At 39.7% G+C, this 14,602-nt stretch carries 11 protein-coding genes; 8 read left to right on the forward strand and 3 right to left on the reverse strand.

Annotation, left to right across the window (positions count from 1 at the left end):
- Positions 1–241 precede the first annotated feature (241 nt).
- The 4 genes from folD to L2737_RS12550 all read left to right on the forward strand — a co-directional run bounded on the left by folD (position 242) and on the right by L2737_RS12550 (position 6,890).
- Positions 242–1,096 (forward strand): bifunctional methylenetetrahydrofolate dehydrogenase/methenyltetrahydrofolate cyclohydrolase FolD, encoded by an 855-nt coding sequence (gene folD / locus L2737_RS12535; RefSeq protein ID WP_248955930.1) that lies wholly within the window; start codon positions 242–244, stop codon positions 1,094–1,096.
- A 209-nt stretch (positions 1,097–1,305) separates the two neighbouring features.
- On the forward strand, positions 1,306–2,319 hold the full coding sequence (locus tag L2737_RS12540) for an AraC family transcriptional regulator (protein WP_248955931.1): 1,014 nt from the start codon (positions 1,306–1,308) through the stop codon (positions 2,317–2,319).
- Positions 2,320–2,540: 221 nt separating this feature from the next.
- Positions 2,541–4,799: an outer membrane protein assembly factor BamB family protein gene (locus L2737_RS12545; protein ID WP_248955932.1), complete on the forward strand. Its 2,259-nt coding sequence runs from the start codon at positions 2,541–2,543 to the stop codon at positions 4,797–4,799.
- Positions 4,800–4,925: 126 nt separating this feature from the next.
- Positions 4,926–6,890: an alkyl/aryl-sulfatase gene (locus L2737_RS12550; protein WP_248955933.1), complete on the forward strand. Its 1,965-nt coding sequence runs from the start codon at positions 4,926–4,928 to the stop codon at positions 6,888–6,890.
- Between the two features lie 147 nt (positions 6,891–7,037).
- Here the strand turns inward: L2737_RS12550 and cysS are convergent, their stop codons facing one another.
- The gene (gene cysS / locus L2737_RS12555) at positions 7,038–8,417 is read right to left on the reverse strand and encodes a cysteine--tRNA ligase (RefSeq protein WP_248955934.1); all 1,380 of its coding nucleotides are present in this window, start codon (positions 8,415–8,417) and stop codon (positions 7,038–7,040) included.
- Between the two features lie 142 nt (positions 8,418–8,559).
- Here cysS and L2737_RS12560 point away from each other — a divergent pair, with 142 nt between their 5' ends.
- Both L2737_RS12560 and L2737_RS12565 read left to right on the forward strand, forming a co-directional pair.
- Entirely contained in the window at positions 8,560–9,054 is a 495-nt protein-coding gene (locus tag L2737_RS12560; RefSeq protein ID WP_102528575.1) for a peptidylprolyl isomerase, read from the forward strand.
- Between the two features lie 6 nt (positions 9,055–9,060).
- Positions 9,061–9,783 (forward strand): UDP-2,3-diacylglucosamine diphosphatase, encoded by a 723-nt coding sequence (locus tag L2737_RS12565; protein WP_248955935.1) that lies wholly within the window; start codon positions 9,061–9,063, stop codon positions 9,781–9,783.
- A gap of 102 nt (positions 9,784–9,885) precedes the next feature.
- Here the strand turns inward: L2737_RS12565 and miaE are convergent, their stop codons facing one another.
- Positions 9,886–10,638 carry a tRNA isopentenyl-2-thiomethyl-A-37 hydroxylase MiaE gene (gene miaE / locus L2737_RS12570; RefSeq protein WP_248955936.1) on the reverse strand — a complete coding sequence of 251 codons (753 nt, stop codon included), beginning with the start codon at positions 10,636–10,638 and terminating at the stop codon, positions 9,886–9,888.
- Positions 10,639–10,971: 333 nt separating this feature from the next.
- On the opposite strand from miaE, the gene L2737_RS12575 reads away from it, so the two are divergent.
- Complete coding sequence (locus tag L2737_RS12575) at positions 10,972–11,568, forward strand: Yip1 family protein (RefSeq protein ID WP_102528578.1); 597 nt, start codon at positions 10,972–10,974, stop codon at positions 11,566–11,568.
- Between the two features lie 103 nt (positions 11,569–11,671).
- Positions 11,672–12,721 (forward strand): glucosaminidase domain-containing protein, encoded by a 1,050-nt coding sequence (locus tag L2737_RS12580; RefSeq protein WP_248955937.1) that lies wholly within the window; start codon positions 11,672–11,674, stop codon positions 12,719–12,721.
- Between the two features lie 123 nt (positions 12,722–12,844).
- On the opposite strand, the gene glnS is transcribed toward L2737_RS12580, so the two are convergent.
- A complete protein-coding gene (gene glnS / locus L2737_RS12585; protein ID WP_248955938.1) occupies positions 12,845–14,515 on the reverse strand; it encodes a glutamine--tRNA ligase in 1,671 nt (556 codons plus the stop codon).
- Positions 14,516–14,602: the final 87 nt, after the last annotated feature.

The raw sequence follows: 14,602 nt of genomic DNA on the forward strand, positions 1-14,602 counted from the left end.
AAATAAGTATTAAGTTGCCCTAATCGGCTTATCTGTGAGAACGGAGCGCATATTAGCGAGTCACTTTAATATCGTCAACGACTTTTTTTGCAAACTGGTTCATCTGCTGTTTTTACAAACAAAAAATTCTGTTTTTAATAAATCGTTTAGCCATTATTCATGACATGCCTATGCCTGACTGGTAGAATACGCCACGTTAAATTTTACCTCAATCGCGCCATATAAAGGAAACTATACACACATGACAGCCCAAAATATTGATGGCAAAGCGATAGCTCAATCTATAAGAACCACATTAAAAGAAAAAGTATTGGCGCGCAAAGCAGCTGGAAAACGTGTTCCTGGTCTTGCTGTAATTTTAGTTGGCGCTGATGCAGCATCACAGGTTTATGTTGGCAGTAAACGCCGCGCCTGTGAAGAAGTTGGGTTTGAGTCGTACTCTTATGACCTTGAAACCACCACAACAGAAGAAGAACTGCTTGCACTGATTGATCAGTGTAATGACGACCCAAAAATCGATGGCATTTTAGTACAGTTGCCATTACCTGATCATATTGAAGATTCAAAAGTCATTGAGCGTATCAGACCAGATAAAGACGTTGATGGTTTCCACCCATACAATGTAGGACGACTAGCTCAGCGTATCCCAGTACTTCGCTCATGCACGCCAAAAGGCATTATCACCTTAATCAAATCGACAGGAATTGACACCTACGGTTTAGATGCAACCATTGTAGGCGCTTCAAATATTGTCGGACGTCCAATGACGTTAGAATTATTGCTCGCTGGCTGCACAACCACAACATGTCATCGCTTTACCCAAAACCTTGAACAAAAAGTTCGTCAAGCTGATTTGCTGGTTGTTGCAGTGGGTAAACCTGGGTTTATCCCTGGTGATTGGATTAAGCCTGGTGCTATTGTAATTGATGTGGGTATTAATCGACTAGAAAGCGGCAAGCTTGTGGGTGATGTAGAATTTGATGTCGCTGCGAAAAAAGCCGCATTTATCACGCCTGTACCTGGTGGTGTGGGCCCAATGACCATTGCAAGCTTACTTGAAAATACCTTGTATGCCGCTGAGCAATATCATGACTAACACCTAGTCATGCAGACAATGACTGACGCTATTAATTTGTCGACAAATAATTCATAAGACCAGCATTATTGCTGGTCTTTTTTTGCAAATTTAAACATTAGCTCAAATAAATAGTCACTCACCCGCTCTCACATACTGGTGTTTATTATTCCTTAAATGGCATATAGTCAAAATTAATCACCAGAAAATGGCTAGTCATTTATAACCATATGAAACAAGTACAACCCTATACAACGCTGGCTTCATGGCCTATGGCGGTCTCTAGAGCGCTCGAAGCACAAGGTATTGATGCTAAGCCATTGTTGGCTGAAGCGGGAATTGATATTGCGCTGTTAAAGCTTTCGCCAGAAGAGCGTATTCCGGTAATAAAAATGACCCACTTCTGGAAAATCGTAGAGCAGAAAACAGCGAATCAAGCATTTGGGCTAACTGTCGGTGAGTTTGTGCACTCAATGAACTTCCGGGCGCTAGGACTATTGTTTGTTACGTGCCAAAACCTTGCTGAAGCGTTAGAGAAATTGATTCGTTATCAGGTCATTATTAGTGACTCAGTTAATACTCGTCTGATTAGAAAAGTCGACAGTATAGGGTTAGTCATCGAGCCATTAGATACCGTCGATATCAGCCCACTTGCCATTGATGCTTTTTTTTCTTCCCTACTCAAACATTGTCATGAATTATTAGGCGATAACAAGCTCATTGAACGTATCGAATTAATGCGTTCAGCGCCTGAAAACCCAAAGGCGTGGAAAAATTTATTCAATTGTTCAATTACATTTGATGCTGAATATAATGCCGTATGGATGAAAAGAGAAAGCTTAGAGCAACCAACGAATATGGGGGATGTTTTTTTAGCCCATCAAAATGAACAGGTGGTGCTACAGTATCTTGAAAAAATGCAAACGAGCTCTTGGGCCTATCGCACAAGCCAAATAATCCACAAAACCTTGGTCAATAATGAACCGACCTTGGCCAGTGTTGCCGCCGTATTTAATATCACCGAACGTACACTTAGCCGACGTTTAAAAGAAGAACAAACTTCGTTCAGATTATTGTTACAACATAAACGAATCGAACTTGCTGAGTACTACCTCAGCAATAAAGCGATCAGTATCACTGAAATTACTTTCAATTTAGGTTTTACCGATATTAGTAACTTTAGCCGTGCTTTTCAGCGTTGGAAAAACCAAACACCAACTGAATACCGCGCTCAAATTAAATAACTTCCCCTACTTCAACCCAATTTAGGCACTTTAAGACAGTTATATGTCGTAAAGTGACAAGTCACATCCATCTATTTCTCGCTAGGTTAGCAATACACATCACCTGAAATACTAACGATGTTCTAGCAGTAAAGGTTAACTAGCATATCCATTATAAGTCTAGGCCACTGGTCTTTATTTCGAGTGATAACACAAAAATAATTATAAAGAGAGAATTCGAAATGGAACTTAGAAAAACTAACACTCAATTAGTCTTGTTAGCCTTACTCACAACATTGAGCTCAGGATGTGATGATAACGCTGAATCCACTCCCAAAAACACGTTAGAAGCTATCAACTATGGACCACTTAACAACTCAGTCGCAATAAAGCCAACAACAGAAGAAATTGCGTTAAAAGATAGGTTACTTGTTAACGGTAATACCGCTGCACTCGTTACAGCACTCGACTTGAGCAGTCATGTTCCTGACAGCGGAATTGCACCTGCTTTATATAGCTTAGCCAATAACACCTCTGAAAAGGCTATAACTAATCAATGGAAGCCCAGCGATATACCTACTCACATAGAAACAATAAATAGTGAGTCAAAAGGGTTTTATACATTGCACAGTGATACCCGTAATAGCGATGAAGTCATGTCTGTCACACCACCAGAAATGATGATGGAATGGATTGCTGACAGAAATATAATCAGTTTGGAGGGAGGGGTATTTGATCAAAACAGTAATATCTATACAGTGCCACTTGATCCTGTTGATGACATTTATCTAGTGTCAATAAATCCTGATACGGGGGCTCGACGTTGGCACTTACCAAATAAGCGCATTGGACAAGGTGGCTCGCCGCTCATTCTTCCAAGTATTAAAGATGACAGTAACGATATTATCTATATTGGTAGCTACGAATATATTACGGCTGTAGATACTCAAGGCAATGTTATTTGGGATGTTGAAACCGGACTTAAGGCACCAGAAAATGCCCAAGAATTCGATGTTCATAACTTCGGTTTAAACTATCACGCAAACACAAATAGTGTCATCGCATTATACGCTGATGGACATATGGTCGCCCATGACCGAGATACCGGCAGAGCAATTATGGCGCCATTTTCATTACCAGGCTCACCAGCGACTGCGACAGACTTTAAAGCAGACTACTCAAAATTAACGCCTTTGGTTGAAAACGGCTTAAGTAAGGTTTTTGCTAATAGCGAAACCTTCTTTGGAGGTTTAAATATCATTCTAGGTGGAGGCCATGAGGTAGCTAACTATTTTGGTATTGACAATAATACCGGTCGTTTATTTGTAGCAGGTACCGCCCCGGATGAAGTCGATGGACACACAGATGAGCTCTCAAGTTATGGTGCCTTATATGCCATCGATTTAACCCAAATTGATGGCGAAGCAAACATGTCGATTTTATGGCGTAAAGACTTTGAAGGTGGCACTGCTGCAACACCGACCATTTCATTTGATGGACAACGAATTTATACCGCAGACTCTGTTGATAACATTCTCGCTATCGATGCAAATTCAGGAGAATTGATTTGGGACTTTTCAACTGGAAGTGGTCAAGTGATTGGCTCAATTGCAGTATCTCGCGAAGGTAATGAGATTTACGCTTCCACTGGAACTAATATTATCAAAGTTCTCGATATGGATGTTTGTGCTGGTGACGGTTTTGAGTGCAATCAAGCTATCTGGCTAGCGGATATGGAGAGTGCCTATCAATCTGAAGTGTTACAGCAGTCCACCCCGCAAGCACACATTTATACCAATGTACTCAAACCAGCCATTGAAGGCTTTTTTCGCTCTGGTGGTAATACCGAGTTTAACTTCGAGCATAAAGCTGGAAACATGGTATTAGCAGGCATAACGGCAAATGGAATCACCGCACAAATTGGTTATGGCTACATCAGCCCATTAGGGAAGGTTTTACCCTTCCAAATATCTCAAGTGTTGTTTGAGCGTGAAACAGGCAAGATCCGTTACATCGCACCAGGAGTTGAAGAAAGTATCTCTGTCATGGCACAGGCCCCAAATGGCAATCTATACATGAGTAATTCACCGCTACGCCGCATCCTTAATATTGGTATATTACGTGCTGTCGGTGTGAATGCCGCCAATGACGCACTGAAGTATTTCGGAATGGATATTTTAGGCGGTATTGCAAAATACTCTCAGCAACCAAACCAATCTATTCATTATGCCAAAGAATCTGCAGAAACGCTGTTAAACCGAATTACAAACCTAATTGACAAACTTTCAGGGCTAAGTGATGAAGTCATTAATGCGGAAATAGCAAGGTTAGCAGTGCCAACGACTCAATTTGAAATGAACTTAATTAAAGCAAATAACAATGGTGAAATTAATCAAGCAGAACTGGATTTAGGGCTGATGACACATTCAATTGCAACTGTGAATAACATGACTGAATTGAAAGCTGCAGAAGAAGCATTACAGACTTGGCTTGCACACTAAGTACGCTACCAACAAGTAAATTAATGCTTTGACAAAACGTGGGCTTATACATTTTAAGCCCACCTTTTAAGTGTCGTTTTAATACTATCTCACTTTTTGCTTCTCAATCGCTGTAGAGGGACCTCAATGTTTAAACCTTTAAATTTTTATTTCATCAGTCTTGCTCTTTTGCTTTTAATCGGTTGCGATAGCGCGCCAATTAATCAAACCGATGACATAACTAGAACCACCAAACGTAAGCATCAACTGGTTTACCAACAATTAGATATCAATGACCAAGAAGACTTCAACCAAGCAACTAAAGGGTTAATTGCCCCACTTGAAAATGCCTTCATTAAATCTGATGACGGAGCCGTCATTTGGGATACTGCTGCGTATGACTTCATTGGTGGTAAAGCACCTCATTCGGTTAATCCAAGTCTTTGGCGACAAGAAACCCTGAATAATATCAGCGGCCTGTTTGAAGTTACCAAAGGTATTTATCAATTGCGTGGTTTTGACTTTGCTAATATGACCATTATTGAAAGTGATAATGGCTGGATTATCGTTGATCCACTTACCTCAACTGAAACCTCAGCTGCTGCACTTGCTTTTGCACGTAAGCATTTAAAAAGTAGACCTATCAAAGCCATTATTTTTACCCATGCGCACATTGATCATTTCGGTGGTGTGCTGGGCGTGGTAACTGAAGCAGAAATTGCTCAACAAAAAATAACTATTATCGCCCCTTCAGGCTTTATGGAAGCCGCCACCAGTGAAAATATTCTTGCAGGAGTGGCCATGGCGAGACGTTCAGGGTTTATGTATGGTAAAGACCTAGAAAGGTCGGCAGAAGGACATGTTGGGTCTGGCTTAGGCACTGGCCCTGCCTATGGCACTTTTACCATTGTTCAACCGAATGACACGATTAATGAAACTGGCGAAACCAGAAACATTGATGGGGTGGAGTTCGTATTTCAAAATGCCCCTGAATCTGAATCACCTGCAGAGCTGACCTTTTACCTACCGCAGAAAAAAGCCTTTGGTGGAGCAGAGTTGGTCTCGCGCAATATGCATAATCTATACACTTTACGTGGAGCTCACGTCAGGGACGCACTAAGGTGGAGCAATTACATTAACGAAGCTTTACTGATGTTTGGAGATGCAGAGGTCTATTTTGGTAGCCACCACTGGCCTATTTGGCAGAAAAACAAAATTCATGAATTTTTAGAACAACAACGAGATTTATATAAATTCACCCATGACCAAACGGTGAGAATGATTAATCAAGGGCTAAACGGAGAAGAGATTGCAGAAAAAATAACATTGCCCGATTCATTGTCTAAAAAATTCTATAACCGAGGCTATTACGGTACATTAAGCCATAATGCCAAAGCCGTTTATCAATTTTACATGGGGTGGTATGACGCAAACCCAGCAAATTTAAACCCTTTGCCCACACAAGATAGTGCTTGTGATTATGTCGAACTGATAGGTGGTCATGATCAAATTGTCTCTAAGTCGCAAGCCTTCTTTGATGATGGAAACTATAGATTCAGCGCTGAGCTATTAAATAAAGCAATCTTCTGTGATGAAGACAATCAGGCGGCCATCAACCTACTTGCCAAAACATATCAGCAATTAGGCTTCCAGAGTGAAGCAGGCTCGTGGCGTAATGCTTATTTATCTGGCGCTAAAGAATTACTAGATGGCCCTACACAGCAACAAATTAAGCTCTCAAAAATGAAGGGATTATTGAGCAATACTTCAGTAAATAAATTTTTCGATACGCTAGCTATCAGACTGGATGCAGAAAAAGCTCATGAGCTAGAGTTGCACATTGGTATTCATTTTTCAGACCTAAATGAACATTACTTGCTGGTCGTTAAGAATGGTGTACTGAGACAAGAATCCCAGCCTAATCTCGATACATTGAATGCTAATGTCAGTCTCACACATGAGTTGTTTATTAATATGCTCATAGGTCAGTTAAGCGCTAAAGAGCTACTGCTGTCTGATGTTCTAGAAATTGAAGGTAGTAAGCTAGACTTACTTACTTTCCTCAATTTATTTGATAAACCGACTGCTGATTTTAATATTGTTACGCCATAGTGGTATTTAATACAGTTACAACAAACTTAATCAATTTAACACCTATGGCGTTATGATTATCTCAATCATAAAAACACATTTGAATTGATAAAAAAGCCTGCAAATTTGCAGGCTTTAATCGAATGAATAAACAATATAGTTTAGCGACTATTTTTTACGCCAAGTTGTGCCTTCTTCGCCATCCTCTAAAACAACATTTAATGCGTTTAGTCTATCGCGCGCCGCATCTGCTGCAGGCCAGTCTTTTTCTGTACGTGCACGATTACGCTCAACAATAAGCGCTTCAATCTCTGCAACTTCGTCATCACTTCCTTCACCTTGGAAGAAAGTATCAACATCACGATTGATTAAGCCTAATACATTAGTCAAGGATTTTAGGCTCACACCTAACGCACTTGCTTGTGTCATATCGACTAATTTCAAACGATTAATTTCGCGTACCATTTCAAAAATAACTGAATAGGCTTCAGGCGTATTGAAATCATCATCCATTGCTGTGTTAAATTTAACAATAAACTCATCAGCAGGTGCTGCAGCGACTGTCAAATCTAAGCCTTTAAGTGAGGTATAAATTCGCTCTAGTGCAGACTTTGCCTGCTTCAAGTTATCTTCAGAGTAGTTTAACTGGCTACGGTAATGACCAGACAGTAAGAAATAACGAACCGTTTCAGGGTCGTAATGCGCTAATACATCACGAATAGTAAAGAAATTGCCTAATGACTTAGACATTTTTTCTTTATCAACCATGACCATGCCTGTATGCATCCAGTAGTTCACATATTGTGAACCATGGGCACAGCAGGATTGAGCGATTTCATTTTCATGATGGGGGAACTGTAAATCACTACCGCCGCCATGAATATCAAAATGCTCGCCTAAATGCTTACTGTTCATTGCTGAACATTCGATGTGCCAGCCCGGACGACCTGGTCCCCATGGCGATTCCCATGTTGGCTCACCTGGTTTAGACATTTTCCATAATACAAAATCCATAGGATCGCGCTTAGTATCTTCTACTTCTACACGCGCACCAGCTTGAAGTTGCTCAAGGTTTTGCCCTGATAGGCGTCCGTATTGCGCATAAGAAGACACACTGAATAACACATCGCCATTATCAGAGACATAAGCATGCTCTTTGGCAATTAATGTTTCAACCATTTCGATAATTTCATCGATATGTAATGTCGCGCGAGGTTCAAAATCTGGGCGCATCATGTTTAATGAATCGAAATCATTATGCATTTCGCCAATTAAACGCTTTGTTAACGTATCGCAACTTTCTTTGTTTTCAGCAGCACGTTTAATAATTTTATCATCAACGTCAGTAATATTACGAAGGTAATTCACGTCATAACCACGGTAACGTAAGTAACGAACAATCATATCGAAAGAAACAAAAGTACGACCATGACCAATATGACATAAATCGTATATGGTGATCCCACATACATACATGTCAATTTTGCCTGGATTAATCGGCTTAAATTCTTGCTTTTCACGACTCATACTATTGTAAATTTTCAACATCGATGGTTCTCTTTTACTCGTTTTAATACCAATATAATGGGAACAAAGTCTATCATGAGCAACACTGTTTTGAACACTGCACTTTAAGCCTCAAGTTAGATAAGTTAGAATCGCGCAACAATTTTTATCTAGGTATTTAAATATGATCACTTTGCACACAAACATGGGCGACATCAAAATTGCTCTAAATGCTGAAAAAGCGCCTCTTACTGTTGAAAATTTCATCAAGTACGTTAAAGACGGTTTTTACGACGGTACCGTTTTTCACCGTGTGATTGATGGTTTTATGGTTCAAGGTGGTGGTTTCACTGAAGATATGGTTCAGAAAACACCTAACGCTGCTGTAAAGAATGAAGCGAATAACGGCCTATCAAACAAAGTTGGCACATTAGCAATGGCGCGTACTTCAGATCCGCATTCGGCTACGGCGCAGTTCTTCATTAACGTCAGCGACAATACTTTCTTAGATCACAAAGCAGAAACTGGCCAAGGTTGGGGTTACTGTGTATTTGCTGAAGTAGTTGAAGGCATGGACATCGTAGAAAAAATTAAAGCTGTAAGCACGGGTAACCGTGGTATGCATCAAGATGTACCACTGGAAGCAGTAGTCATCAACAGTGCGTCTATTGCTGAATAATCAATAGTGCATACTGTATTTATGGGCGATTTGCACTTAAGTGCAGATCGTCCTGATATCTCACAAGCCTTTATCGATTACCTCGATTCAGATTTATCTGACGTTGAGGCGATGTATATCATTGGTGATTTGTTTGAAGTTTGGACCAGTGATGACATTGCTGAACCATTTACTGACGTCATAGCGGCGCACATCAAACAAGTGTCTGAAAACATGCCAGTGTTTTTTATTCATGGTAATCGTGATTTCATGATAGGCAAAGAATTTGCTGCTAAATCTGGCATGCAATTGCTACCAGAGATTAAAATACTCGATTTATATGGCATCAAAACGGTTGTGCTGCATGGTGACAGCTTATGTACTCTTGATAAATCTTACCAACGATTCCGTCGTTTTAGAAATTCGGCCATTGTGAAATGGATATATTGCCACTTACCTAAGTCGACTAGACAAAAAATTGCAGCTGATATCAGGCACAAAAGTCAAAATGGCAATAAAGATAAAAGCTATGTGATTATGGATGTTGAGCAAACAGCGGTTGATGCATTACTCGGTGACACTGATTGCCAAAGAATGATCCACGGCCACACTCATCGCCCAGCCATTCATGAGTTAAACAATAATAAACAACGTATCGTTGTCGGTGATTGGTACGATCAAGGCAGCATTTTAATTGTAAAAAAAGACAGTGCTGAATTACAGCAACTGCCCTTCTCTGCTAAAAAATAATCAGCTCTAGTTGCTGATAACTTTTATTCAGCCACCCAATAATCGCATTAAATCATCCTATGGTGAGCAATCATGCTCTGATTAAACTGATTGTCTTGAGGTTTAAACAGGTAAGCCACTATGAAACTTAAAGTCTTCGTCGGGCAATAAAATCAAATCTTCTTCTACAGTGGCAAAAAAAGCGACCCTTTCACTGATATCTTTGCCTGAAATAGACTCTGCAAGTGATAAGTAGTCTTGGTAATGCCGCGCTTCAGAGCGAAGTAAAGAGATATAAAACTTTTCTAAATCAGCATCAAGGTGTGGAGCAAGTTTTGCAAAACGCTCACACGACCGAGCTTCAATAAACGCTCCAATAATTAACTTATCGACTAATGCATCAGGTTCAAACGTTTTAACATGCTTCATCATGCCTTTAGCATAGCGACCCGCTTCAAGAAGTTCATAAGGGACATTCTTTTTTTCCATCAGCTCCATGACTTGATAGAAATGATGTAATTCTTCTTTAATCAGCAGCACCATTTTATCAACGAGATCTTGTCCATAAGGACAGTTTTCTCTCACAGTAACTTGCTTGGTAATATTACTTTTACCTTTTAAAGAGCTTAGATCGCCAATACGTTTGTAAGCAAACTCTTCATAAGGTTTAACCCACTCAGTTAATCTGCTAGCACTTTCTTTATCTACAGCGTATTTCCGAATAAGGAACATCGCACTTTGCGCCGCTTTAAGCTCACAAAGTAAATGGTCGCGTAATATAACCGATAAATTATCAGAATGGCTCGCTTTTTTAATCCAACTATCTGGTGTCTCACACTTTAAAAAACGATAAATGGGCGCCAATAATTGCTGCATGTACTTAAACTTTTGTTAGGGTTTGAACGTATTTTACCTTCGTTGAGGATATTTCTACAGATAAAACACGATTAACCCTTGACGAATCGATGCTTATGTTCAATAAATAGTCTATACATCTTCGTAACAATAGTTGCTAAAGTTGTATTTCGATTGCCTTTAATGGATAAACTTCTATAGGGATGAAGTTATTACTGTAATTAAATCGCTCAAAAAGCAGAGCATTTAAGACAGTATGTGTTGGACTGATTAAGGCGGTTGATATATGGGGCTATGATCAGTTCGTCTGAAGTTTGGCGAGCTATGTATGAATGCTAAACAAGGATAATAACAATGATACTAAATCACTTAATGGGGCTATACACTCATCCGAAGGAAGAGTGGAAAACAATTGAACGCAACCATGAGGCTGTCAAAAGCAGTCTCAGTCACATCTTACTTATCGCATTAATTCCTGCAGTATGCAGCTTTATCGCAACAGCTTATATTGGATGGCACCCAGCAAATGGTGAACCATTATTTTTAACCCCACAAAGTGCGATGTTTATGTCTGTGGGTATGTATTTCGGATTAATTGGCGGTGTTTTAGCGCTAGCTTATTTATCTTATTGGATGGCTAAGACCTTCGACGCCTCTCCAACATTCACTCAAGCCTTAGAATTAGCAGCTTACACAGCGACACCATTATTCATGGTCGGTATTTCAGTTTTATATCCAGTGTTATGGTTTATCATGCTGGTTGGACTTGCTGGTTTAGCCTACTCAGTATATTTACTCTATGCAGGCGTACCTATCATCATGAATATTCCCGAAGAAAAAGGCTTTATTTATGCCAGCTCTGTAGTGACTGCAGGACTCGTGTTATTAGTCGGCTTAATGGGAAGTAGCGTTATTTTATGGAGCTTAGGCTTTGGACCTATGATGCAATAAATATTTATATACTATAATTAAAGGCGCTTTCGGCGCCTTTTTTATTGCGTAAATAATTTTGCCTTTTTCGCGCAGTTTGAAATAATTATGTTTAGGATAAAATATGACCAAAAACACCTACCAAAAAATACTCTTTGTTGTATTACTCCTAGCCAGTCTTTTTGCCATTAATTACTGGGTAAAATCTCCTCCTTCGCCAATTGAGCAAGAGAATAATTCATATGTTGTAAAGTCACCTAGCAAATCTGCTAATACCGAACCTTCAAGCACCTTACCTTCAAATACCAAGCCTGCTAATGCAAAACCTAAACCTGTAATAAACAAGAGTAGCCAACCACCTGCTAAAGACATTAGTTTGAACTCTTTAGATGAACTAATCGAATTGTTTAACTCACTTAATTACAACACAGAAAGTTGGGCCGCTGGAGTTAGAGAGGTCCCTCGCTTAACGTTTGAAAGTGTCAGCGAGAAATGGCAACAAACATCTAATGAAATACCGGTACAACTAAAAAAAATGGTGTTTTTTAGGTTAATGGCGCCACTTATTCTTATCAGCAATGAGAACATAACAATAGAAAGAGAAACAGTTAATGAGGCTTCCTTAAATGATGAGCAACTGATCACTATTGCTCGTAAATACCGAGTCATTAGTGATCCAGTTGAAACAATAACCGAAGATCAACGCCAGCAGCTATTAAAACGTGTTGATATCATGCCACCTTCTCTAGTATTGGCTCAGGCGGCAGAAGAAAGCGGCTGGGCAACCTCGAGGTTTACTCTTGAAGGTAATGCTTTCTTTGGCCAATGGGACTTCAGTGGTAATGGCATGATCCCAAAACAACAACGAAAAGAGTTAGGCAATTATGGCTTAGCTCGTTTTGACACGCCTCAAGCTTCTGTTGAAGGCTATATGCTCAATATCAATACTAATGCTGCCTATTTGAAATTACGTGAGCTACGAAGAGATTTAAGAGCAAATAATCAGCCAATTACAGGTTTAGAGTTAGCCAATACATTGGATAAATACTCGGAACGAGGCCAGGCATATATTGATGGAATTCAACAAATGATTCGATTCAATAAACTTGAACAAGTAGATGAAGCTTATCTCAGCGAAAGTGCTCCGCTACATTTGATAACAGCTAATCAATAACTTATTTTCAATTCGCTTTTGAGCTTTTAAATGCTAATAAAAAAATGCCAGAGTATTCACTCTGGCATTTTTAATTTTAAATCCCGTTTTAAGCAACGAGGCATTAACTGCTATATTGACTGATTATGCGAAAGAGTCACGCAATGGCACAGTCAAATTGAACACTAAATGCTCTTTACTAGAATCTTTATTGTCCGCACAGAAGTAGCCTTCACGCTCAAACTGATAAGCTTTTTCAGCTTCAGCATTCACTAGGCCTGCTTCTGCAACTCCCTGTAAGACAACCAATGATTCACTATTGATAACTTCATCAATAGTATCGAATGCCGCTGGGGTTGCATCAGTAAATAAACGATTATAAATGCGGAACTCAGCAGGTTTAGCAGTACTTGCTTCGACCCAATGAATCACACCTTTTACTTTACGACCGTCACTTGGGTTCTTACCCAAGGTTTCATTATCGTAAGTACAATAAACCGTTGTGACATTACCTTCGTCATCATGTTCAAAGCGCTCAGCTTTAATCACATAAGCATTACGTAAACGAACTTCTTTGCCTAATACTAGGCGTTTGAAATGCTTATTTGCTGATTCACGAAAATCTTCCGCATCGATAAATAACTCTTTACCAAAAGCTAATTCGCGCGTACCCATTTCTGGTTTATTAGGGTGCATTGGTGCATTGATCGTTTCAGGCGTTGCTGAAGGATAATTCTCAATAACCACTTTAATTGGTCTCAATACAGCCATTGCTCTCGGTGCATTTTCGTTTAATTCTTCACGAATACAAGCATCTAGAACACCACCTTCAATCAAGTTTTCTTGCTTGGTCACACCAATGCGTTGACAGAATTCTCGAATCGATGCAGGTGTATAACCTCTACGACGTAACCCTGCAATAGTAGGCATGCGAGGGTCATCCCAGCCGTTAACTAAATTATTAGTCACTAGGTCGTTCAATTTACGTTTTGACATCAAAGTGTATTCAAGATTCAATCTTGAAAACTCATATTGACGAGTACGGTTAGGCTGATTGAAATCATCCAAATGATCTAATACCCAATCGTACAAACGACGGTTATCTTGAAACTCTAAGGTACATAATGAATGCGTAATATTTTCAATGGCATCAGAAATACAATGAGTAAAGTCGTACATCGGGTAAATACACCACTTATCACCGGTTTGGTGATGATGTGCAAAACGAATACGATAAATTACAGGGTCGCGCATACACATGAACGGCGAAGCCATGTCAATTTTAGCTCTTAGTGCACATTCACCTTCTTTGAATTCTCCTAAACGCATTTTCTCAAATAACGCTAAGTTTTCTTCAACAGAAGTGTCGCGATAAGGACTGTTCTTACCTGGCTCTTTTAATGTGCCACGGTACTCACGCGTTTCTTCTGCATTTAAGAAACAGACATAAGCCAGACCTTTAGTGATTAACTCAACCGCATACTGGTGTAGTTGATCAAAATAATTAGACGAATAACGAATTTCACCAGACCAATCGAAACCTAACCAACGAACGTCATCCTGAATTGAATGAACATAATCGATATCTTCTTTTTCAGGATTGGTATCATCAAAGCGCAAGTTACACTGACCTTGATAATCTTGTGCAATACCAAAATTCAAACAAATAGACTTCGCATGACCAATATGTAAAAAACCATTTGGCTCTGGCGGGAAACGGGTTTGCACACTAGTGTGCTTGCCACTTTTTAAGTCTTCATCAATGATATTACGTATGAAGTTACTTGGACGTACTTCGTTGTCCACTTGACTCATGGAGTTCCTCTTAGTGCACGATGGTAAAATTTTCAGACCTTCGATGATCCTACAGTTTTACGCGAGTTACAATGCCTGTTTGATAAA

The sequence above is a fragment of the Shewanella electrodiphila genome, assembly GCF_023283985.1.
Classification (GTDB): Bacteria; Pseudomonadota; Gammaproteobacteria; order Enterobacterales; family Shewanellaceae; genus Shewanella; species Shewanella electrodiphila.

What these genes read in the sequence shown, in the direction of transcription:
- L2737_RS12545 (WP_248955932.1), top strand. Translation starts at nt 2,541, where the DNA reads ATGGAACTTAGAAAAACTAACACTCAATTAGTCTTGTTAGCCTTACTC.
- L2737_RS12540 (WP_248955931.1), top strand. Translation starts at nt 1,306, where the DNA reads ATGAAACAAGTACAACCCTATACAACGCTGGCTTCATGGCCTATGGCG.
- L2737_RS12560 (WP_102528575.1), top strand. Translation starts at nt 8,560, where the DNA reads ATGATCACTTTGCACACAAACATGGGCGACATCAAAATTGCTCTAAAT.
- cysS (WP_248955934.1), bottom strand. Translation starts at nt 8,417, where the DNA reads ATGTTGAAAATTTACAATAGTATGAGTCGTGAAAAGCAAGAATTTAAG.
- glnS (WP_248955938.1), bottom strand. Translation starts at nt 14,515, where the DNA reads ATGAGTCAAGTGGACAACGAAGTACGTCCAAGTAACTTCATACGTAAT.
- miaE (WP_248955936.1), bottom strand. Translation starts at nt 10,638, where the DNA reads ATGCAGCAATTATTGGCGCCCATTTATCGTTTTTTAAAGTGTGAGACA.
- L2737_RS12575 (WP_102528578.1), top strand. Translation starts at nt 10,972, where the DNA reads ATGATACTAAATCACTTAATGGGGCTATACACTCATCCGAAGGAAGAG.
- L2737_RS12580 (WP_248955937.1), top strand. Translation starts at nt 11,672, where the DNA reads ATGACCAAAAACACCTACCAAAAAATACTCTTTGTTGTATTACTCCTA.
- folD (WP_248955930.1), top strand. Translation starts at nt 242, where the DNA reads ATGACAGCCCAAAATATTGATGGCAAAGCGATAGCTCAATCTATAAGA.
- L2737_RS12550 (WP_248955933.1), top strand. Translation starts at nt 4,926, where the DNA reads ATGTTTAAACCTTTAAATTTTTATTTCATCAGTCTTGCTCTTTTGCTT.